A 16,357-nucleotide genomic window follows, 5' to 3' on the forward strand; every position below is an offset into this window, starting at 1 on the left:
CAACATCCCCGCCCTCGCCGTTCGTATGCACAAACGGACAGCCTCAAACATGCCCAAGGGTGGGGTCAATTTTAGACGCCGATTACCCCTCAAACGGGGTCAATTTTGCACGCCGGTCTACACGCCACTACGGTTCGTCGATGCAAATGACGAAACGCTTGTATATTCGGCGGACTTCACGCCTCTCGGACGCCTCGCCGAACCTCTCAATCCAGATCGACTTGGCTTGGCATTGGCAAGTGTCGGTTGGCTCGGCGATACCGTCGATGTCCGATATCTTGGTCCTGGTGATTTATTGCGCAAGTGAGCGCTGGTCCTGCGTCCAGCAAATGCCCCTGAGGGAGGGCTGATGCCAAAGCACCATTCAGGCTCGCCGGGACCCAGCGCTGTTTAACCGCATAGGCCGCAAGGCTTCTCGCGCTGAGGAACGTGCAGCAGGCTAACCGAGCAACTCATCAAGTTGCGCGGCGCTCCTCACCATCCCGATCCGATCAAATAGGCTTTTGTCTGCCTGTCGCAATCGCCTGAAGTCCTCACGAGTACGCCGATCGACGAACAACTCGTCTACATAGGGTGCGAGAGCAGCAAGGCACTCGTCGGTAAGATCGCTTCCCGGGCGGCGTTGCCGATCCTGGCCATAGCGCTCGAGCCCTTGATGGATCGAAAGACTGGGAAGGATTCCTGGATCAATTTCTTTTAGCTGCACATAAGGTACTTCAAGGTAATCGGCTATGATCTTGAGGCGTGTCCGATAGATCGCCAATCGGTTGAGATCGGCTAGAATAGCATCGTCGCGGATCTCCTCGCGGTCGAGGCCCTGCTCGGTAAGCGCCCACTCCAACAAGCCCCTCACGTCAATGCCAGGCGGCAGATCGACATCACCCAATTCGGACATGAACCAGTTCGCCACCCCCGCGGGGTCCTCGATCCGGACATCACCACGAGTGCGGACATGATCGGTCACTTCATCTGACATCCGCACAAGGCGGGATCGGCGCTCGCTGGGCTGCCGGATCGAGCCTTTCACAATTTCACCAACTGTACGCCGGTCGTCGAAAAGACCCATCCGGCGAACCGCGGCGATAGATCGGGAACTGCGGTTGCGGCGAAGACATTCCTCGCGGACAACGCTCCAGACCCACATCTCGGTTCCGATCACATCGGTGCCGGTTCCGGTCCGAACTAGCCGGCCTCGCGCAGCCTTGCGAACCTCAGCCATCGAATCGGCACCGGCAAGAGCTGCTGCGACTTCCGCGGCGAGCATGTCAACAATCGTCCCGGTCTGCACGCCGTTGTCTGGGCACCGAACGAATCCGACCAAAGGCAGCGACTGGATGAACGCGATCCGGCGCATGGCCCAATCACCGTCGTCGATTGCGAGTAGTTCTTCGAGGTGGTGGAACGTCAGGAGCGGTATGCGGCCAGCTGCAATCAGACGGTCGTAAAGCGTTACGGCTGACTCGTGATCCCGGTGCGTGGGACGAAGTGCTGCGTCGATCCAGCGGGACCAATGAGCGCTGTCAGGCGCGATAATGACAGGGCGAACGATGAGCATCGTAAGTAAACCGGTCGAAGCCGACCTGCGGTACAAGCCCGCTCTTACTTTTTGCCGCTGCCACCTTGGGCCGGCGGATTGGCAGGCGGACCACTGGCGCCTTGTCCGGTTGTAGGTTGGTGTCCATTCTGGGCGGTGCTTGTCGGTGTCACAGCCATTGGTTGATAGCCCTTTCCGAGCGGCTGATAACCGTCGTTCGCCATGGGCCGTTCACAGTTTCCATCCTTGGTGCTCATGTCTCTTGCCTTTGTGCCTGGATATTATTTGCGGGCGCTCGTGCCTTGGGTGGGAGGATTGGCTGGAGGTCCGCTCGAAACTGCAGCGGCGGTGGGGCCTCCTGCCGTAGGCCCACGGGGACTCGCCGAGACCGGCTGGTGCCCGCGGGTCTCCGTCGGTTGGTATCCGAAATTTCCGGTGCCGACCGGACGATTAGCAGTCATGCGTTCATTGGTCATCGAGCGCCTCCTCTAGCGCGGCAGGTATTCAATCGAACGGATCTCCCCGTGGGCCAACCAAACGCTGGATCCGCGCGGCGTCCAAGGTTCGCCTTCTTCGACAAAATCGTAGACATACTCGACATAGAGGTCGCGTTCAGCCGCGTCTGACGAGGCGAAGGAGCCGGTGCCGAGATACCCGTAGAACCTGGTCTCGTCCTTCAGTGTGACGATGACCCAGCATTCCTCGCAAGCGGCAAAGCGCCAGTCCCAGGCTGAATGGACCGGATGGATCGTGTTTATGCCGATGCGCGCCAGAAGTGCCTTGCTCCAGCCTTTTCGGATATTGAGGCCGAGTATCACTCCCAAGACCGCCGGAGTGGCAAAAAGCAGGCCAAACCAGCCAAGGCCATATGCGCCGTCAATTCTACCTGACGTATAAATGCCCCTAGCAAGGGGAAAGGCCATGGCATGATAGGCCAACGACAAGGTGATGTAGGCAAGAGCTCCTTCGGAAACTGGCGGCATCCGACCGGCAAGGAACTGGCTGCGGAAAAAAAGGGCAATGACGCCTGGAACTGTGAAGACCAGAAACAGTGCTAGCACTTCGGGTTTCAGCAGATCGCCCAAGAATTGGTCTCCTTATGTTCCTCTCTACCCATCGGCCGCGCCGAGGACAAGCAGAGAGCCGCGATTTCCAATGCATTATTGACGGGTAGGTGATCCAACGGCGGGCTTGGGCCCGAGGTTGCGGCAGCAAAGGTTGCGTCAAATGCGGAGCAGCAGTTGACAGTTGCACCATGTGTGGCCAGCATTGTCTTTGGCCTTACCTCCATGCCTGTCGCCAAGCTAAATAGGTTCTAATTTACCTACAAATCTGCCCACGAACCCACTGGTCAGATCGATTAAATGGCGACCGATGCGACCCATTGGAGTTCGTATGGCTATCCTGTTGCCTACATCTGCAAATATTCGTTTTCTCAAAACCATCCTAATGGGTGATTTCGAGATGCGTTCCGCGCATGCCACGGAAGCGATTGCCGCCCTCATAGGATTTCGGTCCAATGCTGCATACCTGGCGACTTCAAATAAGCTGCCGGACGTTACGGTCTATGAGGTGGACTTTGACGCCTTCGAGAACCGTGCTGCCCAGCTTGGCTACGATGAAGCGTCGTCCCAATTGCTGCGATACATTTTCAAAGGGATTGAATGGCCCGAGCCCGCTTGGAATAGTTTCCACAAACGAGACTCCGCAGCTCGCGACGCTTGGTTCTACCTGTGCCAACAGCGCAGAATTCCGTTCATTCATATATCGAAGTCCGTGAAATATTACTCAGTCCATTGGGATCATATCAGTTTGGATTCTGAGTATGATCAAATGGTCAGACAGTCTCCTGATGTCGATTTGGGGAAGGTTCTATTTCGGACATATCAGCTAATTGCTGCCGGACTTGAGCCTAAGAGCTTCTTTGACGGCAGTGCTTTCGTTGGAGGAGTAACTGGTCTGTCTGAAGCGTCCGCTCGGCAGATTGCCAACGCGTTCGCGCTGCAGCTCTTTCCCGGCAACGTGCGATCCGCCTTGGTAGCATGAATTGATACGGAAGGTTTGAAATCCCGTCCGCGGCTGACGTGCGAGATGCCGCTACGCCGCGTACCTTCCGTCTTTAAGTCGGCGAGCCATACCGATACCGGCTAGGGCATCCAGCACCGGGCGCAATGTGGCCGCGCGCTTGCCCTTGAAGGCGCGGGCAACGTCTTGCGGGGCCAGCGGGGAGCCTGCCGCGGACAGGATCGATTGCACCGCACTCACCTGTTCGGGGAGCGTGCCGGGCCAAGGGATGACATTGTCGGGCAGCACGGCAGCGGCCTCGCCCAGGTCGAGCGTCTGGGTCACCGGGGCCTTGTAGTCCGGCGCCTGGAATTCGGGGCGCAGCCAGCGGATCAGTCCCTTGGCCTCTTCGGCGGCACGTTTCTTGTTGAGCGCGACGAGGCGGGCGAGCACTTCCTCGTCGGAGAGATCGGCAGGCCAGCCATAGGCCTCAGCGACGAGGGCATCGATTACGTCGTGGTGCTGGCGGATCAGGGTGACGAGCCCGCGATCGTGAATGCCGCGCTCGGCATCCGTGAGCGGGCGGCCTTCCTTCAGGGCTTCGAGCACATTGTAAAGCCGGGTGAGCGTCAGGTCCTCGTGTTCGACCAGCACACGCTTGCGCAGCACGTCGAGCGCGTCGGCCTGGGCGCGGATCTTGTCCTTAAGCGATTCGGGGACGTCTGCGGGGAACGGGAAGGGATCGAAGCAGCGAGACTTCACGTAAACCGGGTCATCTCCCATTCCCAGCCTTCCACCGCTGGCAATGGCCCAGGGCACGTGGAAGCGACTCGACAGGATACCCAGCGCATAGGCGTCATCCAGTGCAATGCAGATCAGCTTGTTGTCGGGCAGGATCGACATGGGCAGGAACTGGAGTACCCGGTGCTTCGCCGTTTCGATGGTGGCGATGTAGCGAGTCACTCCGCGCAAGGCCTTGCGCAAGTCCGGTCGTGGCTTGCCGAACAACCACCACTTCTCCACATATTGCTTGGCATCGGCGGTCTTACTTTTCGCTGCCTGTCCGTTGCGCTGAGGGCGGACGGCGTTCGACAAGTGCTGAAAAATGGCAGGGTGGCGCTCCAGCACTTCGGCTTCGCTCAGGCCATAGAGATCAATCACCTTCACTCCGCGCGGCCGCGAAGCGAGATCGCGGCCATTGCGATAGTCGAAGACCACCTCATCACCATCTCCGACGCCAGTGCGGATGTATGGTGGTTGCGCGCTGCTGATTTGAACCTGCGTAAGTGTCCTTGCCTGTTCCGGCGTAACAATGAAGCCATCGCCGTGCAGCTTCACGCCGGGCGAGCACAGGCCATCATTTGCCTTGAGCGCTAAGGTCGCCGTCACATCGGCCCCGATGCGGAGATCGCTGCTAATCTGGCCGACCCTCTCAGTGTAAACGAGATGGGCGGGGGCCTGACTTTCATCGGCAACGCTCCAGTGCTGACCTGCGGCCTTGCCCTTCGTCGCAACAGTCATGGCGATGCGCACGGCGGCACCATCCTTCTCATCCACCCAGGGGTGGTTGGGAATGGCGAAGAGCAGGCTGACCCGGTCCTTCGCGTCCAGATGCTTTGCGATCACGCGCCGGCTGAACACCTGCGTGATCGAATTCGTCGTGACAAAGCCGAACCGACGCGTGCCGCTCTTGCGCACGGCAGTGGCCGCCTTGTCCCACCAGTGCATGACGAAGTCGGCGCTTTCAGGAACGTCAGTCGTGGCGAACAGCGCCTCGAAATAGCCGTCGCCAAGCCGGTCGCGCACGTCTTTTCCGCCAATGAACGGTGGGTTGCCGACGATGAAGTCCGCCTTCGGCCACTTCGCGGCTCGGGGCTTCACGTAGCGCCAGACCTCGACCCGTGCTTCCTCGTTGGGAACCTGTTTGCCGGTGACGGGATGCGGCTTCATCGTCTCGCCGTCCCAGCGGCTGACGGGCTTTCCGGCCTCGTCCAGTTCCAGCACCTTGTCGTCCCATTCGATCAGGGCGTCGCGGTTCTCGATCGTACGGACGTCGCGCAAGATCGGTTCTGGGGGGGCGCGGCCCGCGCCGTTTACGCGGAAGTGCCATTGCAGGTAGCCGATCCACAGCACCAGCTGGGCAATCGCGGCGGCGCGCGGGTTGATCTCGATCCCCAGAAAGTTTTCAGGGGTGATGGTGTGGCCGGTCAATTCCGCCACATATTGATCATCGCCCAGTTCGACCAGAAGGTCGAGCACTTCGCCTTCCAGCTCCTTCATCCGTGCCATAGCGACATAGAGGAAATTGCCGGTGCCGCAGGCGGGATCGAGAACCTTGGTCTGCGCCAGGCGCGCATGGAAAGCCTCGACATGTGCCTTGGCCTCGTCGGCCTTGCCTTCATCGATCAAGGTGGCGGCAGCAACGCGCACCCCATCCCAGTCTGCACGCAATGGCTCCATGATGGTCGGGCCGATCAGCCGCTCGACATAGGCGCGCGGAGTGTAATGCGCGCCCAGCTTCGCCCGCTCCTTGGGGTTCAGCGCGCGTTCCAGCAGTGTGCCGAAGATCGCTGGTTCTACCTCGGTCCAGACATGCTCGCCCGCCTTGATCAGCACTTCCAACTCATCGGTATCGAGCGGGATCGCGGTCCGTTCCTTGAACAGGTAACCGTTGAACTTCTTGAGCGGCACGCCGAGCGCTGGGGAAAACTCGCCCTTGTCCATCGCCGCCCACAGCGCGGAAAGCTGGTGTTCCAGATGCTCAGGGTGGGTGCGCTGGTTCTTCAGCAGGGTGGTGAAACTGCGTTCCGGAATCAGGCCGCTGTCCTCGGCAAACATCGTGAACAGCACCCGCATCAGGAAACCGCTGGTCGTCTCGGCATTGTAGCCGCGCTTTTCCAGCCTGCGGGCGACCGTTGCCAGCAGATCGGCAATGTCACGCGTGACGCGGGCGGCGCGAGCGGTGGGGTTGAGGCTCTTGGGATCAGTCCAGATCGCGCGCAGGCGATCCCGCACATCAGGATCGCGCAGATCATCCAGCATGATCCGGTAACGCGCGCGGTCCGGAAACTGGGCATAGGCCTTTCCGGTGCCGGTGAAGTCGGCATAAACCTCGATGCAATAGCCGATATCAGCCACCAGAAGGAACGGTGGCCACCCATGATCGACGGGAAGCGCCTTGGCATAGCGTTCGGCCTGGCCCTTGGCCTGGACCATCGCCTTGGCCCACCCGGGCGTACCGCGCCGGGCAGTTCCGCGTTTGACGCGGGCACCGGCGGTCTGGCCGAAGATGTCGAGATCGTCCTCGCCTTTGTTGGCCGCCGCGCGGTCAGCCTCACTGCCTTGCTTAGCCTCGAGGATGAAGGCGTCGCGCTTGTAGCAATCAATCCGACCGAAGCTCTGCGTGCCGTCACCGTTGTCCTGGAAAACGCGGCGCTCAAAGACATAGTCGTTGTGCGCATCATCGGTGCGGCTGCCGGTGGGCTCATCAACCCCAAGAAGTCGGCAAAGGCCATTGATGAAGCTCTGAGTATTGGCGAGTTCCGACCCGCCCGTATCGCGCCAGTCAGCGATGAATTTCTCGATTTCAGCAGGTTCCCTCATCAGGGAGAGGGTAAAGCACAGGGATCATTGTCCCGCAACGCAGCAGGACGTCGAGGCAACTGGCACGTTGCTCGGAGCGCTATCCGCCATTCGGGGCAAAATGTAGGATTTTGGCAACAAGTCTGCTCATTGGTGCGGCTGGACAATGGGGCTGGATCAGGCGATCCCTTTCCAGCTTCGCCGCGAGTTCGGAGGGAATTTCCGCAAATTGTCCTGCAAACGCGAGCAGCGGTTCGACAGTACAAATCTCACCTAGGTTCTTACCGCGCCACATTCTAACCTCTAGCTCGCGCACGGCATCTGGCACCCCAAAAACTATCACAAAGAACGTGTTCAGCGCCGGATCCCATCCGACCGCTACCTCGAACACATCCCCTCGATGGGGCAACGGCTTCAACGAATACCGGCTCATCGCGTCACCAGTCGCTCGCCAACATGACGGTTACGACGCGGAAGCTCTGTTGAGCGTCCCACGGCGTCTCCGACCCCCAGGCAAACGTACCGTCGTTGGCGTAGACGTCGACCTTCCAGAAGATCCTGTGGCCCTGATGCTCGACCACACCGAAGTCACGCTCCCCGTGCGGGTCGTTGCCGGGATCGATCGGCGTCTCGTTTATCAGCCGGCGGAGGGTGCGCTGGCCCATCATCAGGTTGAGCTGCCGGGTCCCCGGATCGGGATAATCGCCAGCAAGAATATCCACGAGCGCCCGCGTGAACACGGTCTTCGAGGTAACAAGCGACCCCGCACGAGCGGCATCGTTGAGCGCTGCGACCTCGGCGGTGCGGTCGGTGTCGGCGGGGGCGGCTTGGGCAACCTGGGTCATCAAAACTCTCCTTTGCAATGATCGAGCGAGGCACTCCCCCTCCCCTCCACCCGCTGGTTGACGGCGCTTGAGCGTTCACGCTACGTTCTTTCTCGAAAGGAAATTTTCGATGCCCATCGGCGCCCATACCGACCATTTCGATCTCGACATCGCGCTGCGCGATGCCTCGTGCGACCTCAATGTCCTGCCTGCGCGGCGTGCGATTGCGGCGCTCTGCATCGGGGTCGGGGTTGACGACGCCTACTTCTCGGTGCGCGAACTGCGCGAAGCGGTGTCTCTGGTGCATGAAAATGCGCCCGGCGGGCGGGCGAAGCTGGCTCAGATCCTCAGCAACTCGTGCGACGATTTCCAGCGGGCGATTTACTACAGCCTCGCCGGGCGCGGCGTAGTCGAGATGGCCGAGGCAATGGACTGGCTGCTGGGCATGCTGAAGGCGCGCGGTCGGACCGCGGCTTGGCTCAGCCGCTCGCGGGTCCGCCGCAAGGACCTTGTCTCGCCCTATGTGGTGGAAGCTCCTGACGGCCCGCTGGTCTCGGCAAACCCCGATTTCGAGCTCGGCCAGTCGTGGTTCGTCGAGCGCGGGCCGGAGCCGTACTGACCCATCAGGGTTCGTCATCATTGCAGGTGACGACCCGCGAGACGGTGCGGCCCGGCGCGGCCTTGCTCGCCAGCACCACGCGGAACGGCTGCAGCGGGTTTCCGGTCTTTACGACGGCCGTGTCGGTCAGGATATGCTCGGCAACGCGGGTGGCCACGCGGTTGGCGTTCTCGATGCTGCAAAGGCGCCCACGTTTGGGTGAGCGTTCGGGGGGTGGCTGGTCCGACATGGCAGTGCAAGCTCGCGGGCCGGTCACGGCGCCGAGGGGGCGGCCGGGGCGGGGACGATCGTCCAGGCACGGCTCATCAGCTTGCTGATCTTCACGCCCATCCCATCGTTCATCCGGCGCAGGATGGTCTTCCGGCCCGACTGGACCACCCGGAATCTGCGCTCGCACTGCCCGTCAGTGAACGTGAGCGGCTCGGCCAGCACCAGCGTGTCGCCAGGGCGCGGCTTGCGGCGCGAGGTCAGCGCGAGGCGCGCCCGGCAGGCCTCGCGCCATTTGGCGGCATATTCGTTGCCGGGAGGCCCCAACAGGTCGAGGATCGAGGCCGGACAATCGTAGTGATACGGCCCCATCGTTTCGGTCATGTCTTTGTAGCCAAAATTCTCGCCGCTGCGCGCGCCAGGGTTCCATTTGACCAGGCAGATGATCGCGAAGGTCTCCTTTGGACCTTCGGCGTCGTAGCTCTGGCAGGCGGCGTAATAGGCACCGGAGCGGACCGTCGATTTGAGCACCCGCAGGCCGGTCTCGCGGCCTTTGTCCGGATCGGGCGGATAGGTGCATTGGTTGTCGAGATAGGCCTTCGGCGTGGCGAAAGGCGACATCCCGCCGCGTGACATGAACAGCCAGCCCATGGGGTTTTCTCCTAGAGCAGCGATTGCTCGCGTGGGTTGATGGAAAGGCCGGTCTCGCGGACCACCAGCGCGCGGAAGCTGTGCGGGGCGGCGAGGACGGCGATGTCGCAGAAGTGGTTGCGGTCGCCGAGGTAGTCCTGGCGGCCCTTGCAGCGGCGGAACATCACCTCACGGCCAGGTCGGATGCAGGGGATCGAGACCTGGACGTAGATCTCGTCGCCATGAAGGGTGATCTCGCCCGAGACGGCAGGCCCTGCGAAATTGCTGCGCAAATCGTACTGGTTGGGGTCCAGGCCCAGATGGCGGGCTGCAACCCGGAGTGCCGAACGCGCCTCGCGGTGGAAGGCCCGTTTGGCTTCTGGGTCATAGCCGATCCCGCGGCGCGCGAGTGCGACCAGCGCCGGCTTGGACTTCAGCTCGTCGATCTTGGCGATGCACTGCCGGCGCAGCGGCGTGTCCTCGGTGAAGGTCTCGTCCGGGGCATGGCCAAGCGCTATGCGTCCGAGATGCCGGGCAAGCAGGATGGTCGCAGGATCGCGGGCCGGGTCGATGCCAGCATTGCGCGCGTCCTGCATCGCATCGACCACGGCCTGGGTGGCGGTCGGGATGGTTGCGAGCCCGTCGGGCTGCAACGCGCGGCGATAGCGGAAGTCGAGATCGTAGTTCATGGGCGTAAGTCTCCATCGCGCCCTATGGCGCGCCGGGCTCCCACCCCCTCCCCTTCCCGCTCGCCGCGCGAGCGTGTCCCGTCTGCCGTCAGGCCGCCTCCTTGAGATCGCCCGTGAGCGCCGGGTCGAACTGGCGCAGCCACTTGACCGCCTGCTCGGCCTTGGCGGCAGCATGGAGGATCGCGGTCTTGTCCCCGCGCAGGATCTTCATCCAGTGGTGGATGTAGGAGGCATGGCTGTCGTGAAGTTCGTTGGGCAGGCCGTATTCGGCGCAAAGCGTGGCCTGCGTCAGCGAAGCGACGATCTCCTCGAAGGCATAGGCATCATCGCCGAACCGCTTGCCGAATTGACGGTTGAGCCGCTTGGCAGACCCTGTGGCGTGACCAAGTTCATGGCATCTCGTTGAAAAGTAAGCCTCAATTGAATGAAACGCCTGCGGATGCGGAAGGGTGACCGTATCGCTGGCTGGCGAATAATGCGCGCTGTCGCCGCCATGGACGACCCTGATCGGGATCGCCTCGAGGAAATCGCGCACCCCGGCCGACAATTCGCCAATCGCCGCCGGGCTTGGCGGCTCGGGGTAATAGTGCCCCGGCAGCCCGTCGATTTGCGAGGCGTTGAAGACGTGATTCCATTTCATGAACCGGATGGTCTTCTCGGTCGCCTCCCCGGTCTGGCGATCGGTCTCGGTCTTGCGCGCCGAGGAATAGAACACGCTGAATGAGCCGCTTTCGCCCTTGCGCACGTGCCCCCCGAGTTCGGCTGCCTGACGAAACGTCATCCAGTAGGGGCTGGTGTAACCGCGGCTTTCGGCGACCGCCCAAAGGTAGAAGGTGTTGATGCCGGAATAGCCGACACCGTTATGGCGCAGCGGCCGCGTGGTGGTCGCAGACCAAGGCTTGAGCCACGGGGCGGTGCCGGCGGCGATCTTTTCGAGGATCAGGTCGGTGATGACCTGGGCGACATCGGGCTTGGGGTGGCGGGTCATTGGTCGGAGCCCTCCCCCGCGTCGACAAGAGTGAGATCGTTGCCGCCGCTCGACCAGGTCAGCTGGAGCTTGCGCCCATGCGGGATGCGCCACGCAACCCGGTCAGCAAACGCCATGCGGATGCCGGCCAGAATAGCCGCGTCGTCTCCTTCGAGGATGGCATGGGCCCGCACGGCAGCGTCATGGCGGAAGCGGGTCTCCTGGGTGTCGTAGCTGTCGGCATCGGAATCGTCCGAGGGCGAGAACACCGCATCGATGATGAGGTCGGTGAGATCGTTCGGATCGAGTTCCGAGCCCCGGGTCAGTGCAATCACCGCGCAGTCGGGATCGCCCCAGGAATCGTCGCCCTCCTGGATGACGAAGTCGGTCTCGACGTCGAGGCGGTGACCGTGCTGATCGGTCAGTTCGATCCGGATGGCGCCCGGCCTCTGGGTCAGGGCGCCGGGTTCACTCGCGGCAGCCTGATCGCCGTCGTGCGTGAGGCACTCGCCGGTGCGGATGAAGCAAGACAGCGCGTCGTACCACGGATAGCCGATGAAATTGGTGATCGGCTCATGGAAGGCGCGGGGGTCGGGTCCGCCGAGCTTGTGCGGTTCCCCGCCATTCGACCGCCGGAGCGCGCGGCCGAACGTCACGGAATCATAGGAGTCCGTGTCATCGTAGATGGTCGCGCCCGGCTCGAGACCAGCGAAAGCCGGGACCGGGCGATAGTCGTCGCGGGCGGTGGATGGCGACCAGAGCGGCAGTTGCCGCGCGGCTTGCGGGAAGTCCGGACAATAGGACCGTGCCTCAAGCCAGTCCTCGAAACTCAGCCGATGGAGCGGTTCGGCGTAGATGACCGAGAAGATGGCCCGGCGGCAGAGCTCGACGAGATGGTCGAGTGCGGCATTGCGGTAGATCTCCTTGCGGGCGGGCAGAACAAGCACGAGGTCCGGGGCATCGACGATATCGACCTGGACGCTCCACTGGGTGTGGTGAACTTCCTTGATCACCGGGAACGCGTGCTTGAGCGTCACCCCGTGGAAATTGAGCGTCGCCACGTGCGGCGAATGGCGGTCGCGGAAGACCCCGATGCGGTAGCCATCACCCTCGACGACCTTGTGGGCATCGGCGAGGAAATCGGCGCGGGCGAGATCCTTGCCGTTGTAGGTGACCGGCAGGGGGAAGAAGCGCGCCGCGGCCTCAACGGTCCGCTCGAGCTTGCCTTCGGGTCCGGGCGGAAAGTGGAACGCGATTGCCGTGCCGCGCGGACCATTCCACGGCAGCACATCGATATCGGACTCGCCAGTCCAGGCATCGCCTGCGATCGCCAGGGAAAACGAGCCAACAGCACTGGTGGAACTCACCACCGTGTCGAGTCGGGCTAGGCTGAAGAACCCCATGCCAGCGGGATCCTCGCGCGTCCGGCATTCACCGGGCCAGTCGGATTGCCCGAGCGACACAAGATCGACCGGGTCGGCAATGCCTGCGCCATCGTCATCGACGGTGATGAGGCAGGCATCGGCCAGATGCTCGGCCGTGACCACGACGCGCGTGGCGCCGGCGCGCCGGGCGTTCTGGAAGAGTTCGGCGAAAATGTCGTCGAGGGTCCCGTTGAAGATGCGGGTCACCTTGGAGATTGCTTGCGGAGAAACCTGGGCGCGCAGTTTGGTCAGCGTGGTCATGAGACATGTCCTGTATGCGGGAGACGTGCAGCCGCAGGCGCATCGGCCTGCGGCTGCTTCGCGAGGGATTGATCAGGCGTCGACAGGTTCGGCCGCTTCGGCTTCCTGATCGTCGCTGGCCTCCAGTTCATCGACCTCGCCCTCCGGCGCGGGTTCGCCCCCAGCTTCGATCGGCGCCTGCTCGTCCTCGGTCTCGCTGGCAGCGATGGCGCGGAACCGCACCGCCTCGGGCACCCAGGCGAGCGCGGCTTCCTTGACCTCGGGCGCGACGATGGTTTCGCCCGCGAACAGTTTCTCGCACGAGGCCGAGAGGTCGCCCTTCTTCGAACCCATGAAGCTTGCCGCCATGGTCGGCCCGCCGACTTCGCTGACATGGGCGAGCAGTGTCTGCTTGCTTACGCGGTCGAAGTAGTTGGCCGAAGTCGGCCGCCAGTGGCTGGCGACGTTGATCCCCATCAGCGTGGCAAGGTGATCGTGAAGATCGATCGGCTCGGGACCGGACTGTCCCGCCTTCCGGTCGATGCCCATGCTCGCTTCGAGGGTCTTGGCCATGCACCAGGCAAGCCAGCTCGCCTTGGCATCGTCGTCGAGCGCGCTGAACGCGGCGAACCGGTCGACCGTGCGGCGGTGCTCGGTCCAGGACATATCGAGCGTCTCGCGCATGTCGGCCATCAGCTTGTGGGCCGGGTTCTCGGGATAGTTGGCGAGGTAGAGCGAAGGCGACGGTGCGCGCAGTGTCGTGCCGAGCGCCTGGGCGCTGTAGAGCGCGCGCGAATCCGCGATGGCGAAGATCAGGTAGTCGAGCGCGATCGCCGGATTGGATGCGAGGTTGATCGCGAGAATGTCGCGGCGCTGGACGGCGAGTTCCTCGACCAGCTTCTGTGACAGCGGCTTGGGTGCAGTACTGGCGCCTGCGCCCTCCCCTGCCCCGCTGTCCGCGCCGCCCGGCGCATCGGGGCCACTGCGAGATTTGCGCTTCTCAAGCGGCTTGTCGCTGTAGAGCCCGCTGGCCACGGCCGGTTCGCCGTCGGGTCCGATGATCACGAAGCAGCCGACATTGGCCTTCATCTCCTCGGGGATCACCGGCGGCTTGTCGTGAAGTGCGTCGTAGGCGTTGGTCGCGGCCTCCCAGCGCGCCTGGAATTCGGCGGCAGCAGCTTCATCGTCCTCGTCGAGACCCTCCCCTTCGGCCTCGAGCGCGGAGATCGTCTCCATGAGGCGGTCGGCTTCGGCCTGTTCCTCGTCCGACAGGGGTGCGGGTTCGAGGTGGACCTGGTGAAGGTCTTCGGTCGCGCCATAGGTCACGCGAGTCTCGAGGATCGGCCTAACCCAGGCGTACCCCGAGGTCTCGGCGATCTGGGTCGCATAGGCCTGGAGCTTCTCGCCCGCGATGCGCTGGGCAATCTCGGCGTCGATCCAGGTCTCGCCGCCATCCTCGGTGAAGAGGTCGCGCTCGATCTTGCCGCCGGCGGCGAGGTAATCGGCTTCGCTTGCGAGCTTCGCCATCGGCGAGGACGAGCGGATCGCGCTGTGCATGATCATCCGGCGGATGGAATCGGCCTGGTTGCCCTGCCAGCTGTTCGAAAGCTCGTTCCACACCAACATCTGGCGCTCGTGGTTGGGCGTCGTTGCATAGGCCTTCGCGACATCGAGGGTGATCTTGCCATCCTCGAGCGCGGTGAAGATCGGATCGGCAAGGTCCGCGAGGCGCAGGCGGCCTTCGATGAAGCGGCGAGTGCGGCCAAACCGCTTAGCAATCGCGTCGAGGTCGCTGCCCTCGTTGACGAAGTGCTTGTAGGCACGGATTTCATCGGTCGGGGTCATGTCGAGGCGGATGACGTTCTCGATCAGCGACAGCTCGGACTGCTCGGCAGCATCGATGTCGAGCACGCGGCAGGCGACGGGGTGATCCTTGGGCACCTTGCCCGCCTCGAGGAGAAAATTGAGTGCGCGCAGACGGCGACCACCGGCGGTCACGTCGAACATGCCCCGCTTTTTGGCCGGGGCGACAATCAGGTTCTGGAGGAGGCCTTTGGCCTCGATGTTGGCGGCGAGTTCCTCGATGAAGAGGTTGCTGTCGTTTTTGCGCACATTGGCCTCGGACAAGCGCAGCTTGCCAAGCGGGATCATCTCGATGTCGTTCATTGGGGGTGCTCCTGAAAGCTGGATTGACCGAGCCCTTCGGCTCACCCCTTCCAGCCCCCCTCCCCTCGACATTTCAGGAACGGGCTTGGGGCTTCAGACCCACGGATTACGGCGATATGCCGGAGCCGCGGAACCTGAAGCGGAGAAATTGGTTGCGTTTATTGCGAATATTCGATAGTCAATATGGCCATCACGGAGAGAGCCAATGACCCTGCCAGCCAACGCCTTGCCCTTTGGCAACAGGCTGCCCTCGGCCGATGATCGGCAGATCGCCAACCAGCTTCGCCGAATTCTTGCCGCCCAGAAGGCCGGCGAAGCCAAGCTGCGAGTGCCCGATCCGAAGACCAGAAAACCCGTTGAAATCGCCCTTACTCCGGCGATGTCGGATCTGTTCCTGGAATTGCTACGCCACATTGGCAGCGGCGATGCCGTCACGCTCGTTCCGATTCAGCAAATGCTGACTACACAGCAAGCGGCTGACCTGCTCAATATGTCGCGGCCCTACCTCATCAAGCTGATCGAAAAGGGCGATATCCCCCATAGCATGGTTGGTAGGCATCGTCGTCTCAAGGCAGAGGATGTGTTCGCCTACAAGGCTAAGCGTGATGAAACGCGCGCCAAGGCTATGGACGATCTGCTTTCGGGCGACGCGGACCTTTATTGATCTCCGGCCGCCATGTTCGCCAATCGCTACACAGCTCTGGTAGATGCCTGCACACTGGTCAGCGCCCCTAGGCGTGACCTGCTACTCACGCTGGCCGAAGCGGAGTTCTTCCGGGTGCGATGGTCGCAGCGGATTCTCGATGAAACGCAAAACGCACTGGGCAGGATTTTCGCCGAGCGCGGCATCGAAGATTCGGCCTCGCGCGCGGCGCGTTCGGTCGAGGCCATGCACCGCGCTTTCCCGGAAGCCCTGGTAATGGCTCACACCTCGCTTGCGTCGATGACCTTAGGGCTTCCCGATGCGAACGACGAACATGTGCTGGCGGCAGCCGTCCAGACACAGGCCCAAGCGGTGGTCACGGAGAACATCGCGGACTTCCCCGAGGCAGTCCTGTCCCCGCTCAACATCGAAGCACGAACTGCAGATGAGTTCATCGCCGACACCATTGCTCTTGATGAAGGCAAGGCGGTTGCCGCAATCCGAACTTTGCGCACACGGCTTAAGCGACCGGAAATGTCGGCCGAGGGCTACCTGAGGTCGCTAGAGGCGCATGGGCTGTTCGTCACCGCCTCACTGCTCAACAACCACATCGAATCCATCTGAGGGCCATTCGCGTCTCGATCGCTAACGTGAGGTAGGCCGGTCTAACAGCGCAGTCATATTTAACATCGTTGATGTTAAATGCGCTCAAGGCACCCGTGCGCCGACCATGGCCTCGTTGAAGCGCCCCCTGCACTAGCACTCGGAAATCGGCGGCAAGCGCCACGTGAGGCATAAATTATCGCTTTATGCCTCATAATGGGCTAT

16 protein-coding genes are annotated in these 16,357 nt (G+C 62.2%); 5 read left to right on the top strand and 11 right to left on the bottom strand.

Annotated features, from left to right (window positions below):
- A partial coding sequence (locus POM99_RS20315) for a hypothetical protein (protein WP_277280519.1) occupies window positions 1-307 on the top strand: 307 nt, incomplete at its 5' end.
- A 132-nt stretch (window positions 308-439) separates the two neighbouring features.
- On the opposite strand, the gene POM99_RS20320 is transcribed toward POM99_RS20315, so the two are convergent.
- A complete protein-coding gene (locus tag POM99_RS20320; protein ID WP_277280520.1) occupies window positions 440-1,555 on the bottom strand; it encodes a hypothetical protein in 1,116 nt (371 codons plus the stop codon).
- 467 nt (window positions 1,556-2,022) lie between these two features.
- The gene (locus POM99_RS20325; RefSeq protein ID WP_277280521.1) at window positions 2,023-2,619 is read right to left on the bottom strand and encodes a DUF6338 family protein; all 597 of its coding nucleotides are present in this window, start codon (window positions 2,617-2,619) and stop codon (window positions 2,023-2,025) included.
- Window positions 2,620-2,929: 310 nt separating this feature from the next.
- On the opposite strand from POM99_RS20325, the gene POM99_RS20330 reads away from it, so the two are divergent.
- Entirely contained in the window at window positions 2,930-3,580 is a 651-nt protein-coding gene (locus tag POM99_RS20330) for a hypothetical protein (protein WP_277280522.1), read from the top strand.
- Window positions 3,581-3,631: 51 nt separating this feature from the next.
- Here the strand turns inward: POM99_RS20330 and POM99_RS20335 are convergent, their stop codons facing one another.
- From POM99_RS20335 to POM99_RS20345, 3 genes are all read right to left on the bottom strand, one after another.
- Window positions 3,632-7,141, bottom strand: a complete 3,510-nt coding sequence (locus POM99_RS20335; RefSeq protein ID WP_277280523.1) for a class I SAM-dependent DNA methyltransferase — start codon at window positions 7,139-7,141, stop codon at window positions 3,632-3,634.
- A 79-nt stretch (window positions 7,142-7,220) separates the two neighbouring features.
- Window positions 7,221-7,553, bottom strand: coding sequence for a hypothetical protein (locus tag POM99_RS20340; RefSeq protein ID WP_277280524.1), 333 nt, complete (start codon window positions 7,551-7,553; stop codon window positions 7,221-7,223).
- 4 nt (window positions 7,554-7,557) lie between these two features.
- Complete coding sequence (locus POM99_RS20345) at window positions 7,558-7,965, bottom strand: DUF3768 domain-containing protein (protein WP_277280525.1); 408 nt, start codon at window positions 7,963-7,965, stop codon at window positions 7,558-7,560.
- Window positions 7,966-8,074: 109 nt separating this feature from the next.
- On the opposite strand from POM99_RS20345, the gene POM99_RS20350 reads away from it, so the two are divergent.
- Entirely contained in the window at window positions 8,075-8,563 is a 489-nt protein-coding gene (locus POM99_RS20350) for a hypothetical protein (RefSeq protein WP_277280526.1), read from the top strand.
- 4 nt (window positions 8,564-8,567) lie between these two features.
- Here the strand turns inward: POM99_RS20350 and POM99_RS20355 are convergent, their stop codons facing one another.
- From POM99_RS20355 to POM99_RS20380, 6 genes are all read right to left on the bottom strand, one after another.
- Window positions 8,568-8,720 carry a hypothetical protein gene (locus POM99_RS20355; protein ID WP_324608756.1) on the bottom strand — a complete coding sequence of 51 codons (153 nt, stop codon included), beginning with the start codon at window positions 8,718-8,720 and terminating at the stop codon, window positions 8,568-8,570.
- 95 nt (window positions 8,721-8,815) lie between these two features.
- Window positions 8,816-9,421: a DUF6927 domain-containing protein gene (locus POM99_RS20360; protein WP_277280527.1), complete on the bottom strand. Its 606-nt coding sequence runs from the start codon at window positions 9,419-9,421 to the stop codon at window positions 8,816-8,818.
- A gap of 11 nt (window positions 9,422-9,432) precedes the next feature.
- The gene (locus POM99_RS20365; RefSeq protein ID WP_277280528.1) at window positions 9,433-10,089 is read right to left on the bottom strand and encodes a hypothetical protein; all 657 of its coding nucleotides are present in this window, start codon (window positions 10,087-10,089) and stop codon (window positions 9,433-9,435) included.
- 88 nt (window positions 10,090-10,177) lie between these two features.
- Complete coding sequence (locus POM99_RS20370) at window positions 10,178-11,077, bottom strand: ArdC family protein (RefSeq protein WP_277280529.1); 900 nt, start codon at window positions 11,075-11,077, stop codon at window positions 10,178-10,180.
- Window positions 11,074-12,741: an ATP-binding protein gene (locus POM99_RS20375; protein WP_277280530.1), complete on the bottom strand. Its 1,668-nt coding sequence runs from the start codon at window positions 12,739-12,741 to the stop codon at window positions 11,074-11,076. Before POM99_RS20375 ends, POM99_RS20370 begins: the two co-directional genes overlap by 4 nt.
- A 72-nt stretch (window positions 12,742-12,813) precedes the next feature.
- On the bottom strand, window positions 12,814-14,886 hold the full coding sequence (locus tag POM99_RS20380; protein ID WP_277280531.1) for a ParB/RepB/Spo0J family partition protein: 2,073 nt from the start codon (window positions 14,884-14,886) through the stop codon (window positions 12,814-12,816).
- Window positions 14,887-15,091: 205 nt separating this feature from the next.
- Between POM99_RS20380 and POM99_RS20385 the strand changes: the two genes are divergently transcribed.
- Window positions 15,092-15,550 carry a helix-turn-helix domain-containing protein gene (locus POM99_RS20385; RefSeq protein ID WP_226019481.1) on the top strand — a complete coding sequence of 153 codons (459 nt, stop codon included), beginning with the start codon at window positions 15,092-15,094 and terminating at the stop codon, window positions 15,548-15,550.
- Window positions 15,551-15,562: 12 nt separating this feature from the next.
- Window positions 15,563-16,153: a PIN domain-containing protein gene (locus POM99_RS20390; RefSeq protein ID WP_277280532.1), complete on the top strand. Its 591-nt coding sequence runs from the start codon at window positions 15,563-15,565 to the stop codon at window positions 16,151-16,153.
- Window positions 16,154-16,357: the final 204 nt, after the last annotated feature.

This window comes from Novosphingobium cyanobacteriorum, from assembly GCF_029436685.1.
GTDB classification, from domain to species: Bacteria; Pseudomonadota; Alphaproteobacteria; order Sphingomonadales; family Sphingomonadaceae; genus Novosphingobium; species Novosphingobium cyanobacteriorum.